The sequence below is a fragment of the Aquidulcibacter paucihalophilus genome (assembly GCF_002105465.1).
Lineage (GTDB): Bacteria > Pseudomonadota > Alphaproteobacteria > Caulobacterales > Aquidulcibacteraceae > Aquidulcibacter > Aquidulcibacter paucihalophilus.
On sequence record NZ_NCSQ01000059.1, the window covers coordinates 1 to 669 of the forward strand.

Annotated in this window: 1 protein-coding gene; it reads right to left on the reverse strand. The window is 51.9% G+C overall.

Annotated elements, in window-relative coordinates; translation table 11 throughout:
• Nucleotides 1-225 precede the first annotated feature (225 nt).
• Complete coding sequence (locus tag B7364_RS05020) at nt 226-657, reverse strand: SLBB domain-containing protein (protein WP_085338842.1); 432 nt, start codon at nt 655-657, stop codon at nt 226-228.
• Between the last annotated feature and the right edge of the window lie 12 nt (nt 658-669).

Below are 669 nucleotides of genomic sequence, written 5' to 3' on the forward strand. Positions count from 1 at the left end.
TCTTGATCATTCTCTTTTTCCTTACCCGACCACACACAAGCTTAAGCCAGCCTTCCCGACCGTGTCTTAACGCCTGTCTCCTCGAACCTTTTACACCCCTTCAAGATCCAGATCATGGACCCCTCAAAAGCTTTTTAGTCAAACCGACTATTCTTCTTAATCCTTCGATCTACCTTCAGGCAAATACTCAGTTATTATCAAGGACCAAACTGTAAGAGTCCAGCCTTACCTAGAAGAACCTCTCCGGAATCCGAATAGTGTCACCTTTTTGCACGACCAAATCATTGNTTCCTTCGTCTCGCCTGCACGGCGAATAAATACCGTGCGCGTATCTGCACGCGTCGTAAATCCACCCGCCAAAATCGCCGCATTCGTCACAGATAGGCCAGGACGCATCGGAAACTCACCCGTCTTGGCAACTTCCCCCATGATGAAGAACGACGACTTATCCACCCGCAGCGTGTCCCCCGATTGCACCAAAGCGCCAGAATCAAACGGCACCGCAATCTCTTCCTCACTGCCCGCACGCTTCACAAACACCGTCTGCGTATCGGCCAATTCCGAAAACCCACCCGCTTGGGCCACCGCCGTACGCACCGTCAATCCAGGCGGTATCGGCATCTCACCCTGGGTGCGAACCTCGCCATAAATAAACATCGCCGACTTTTC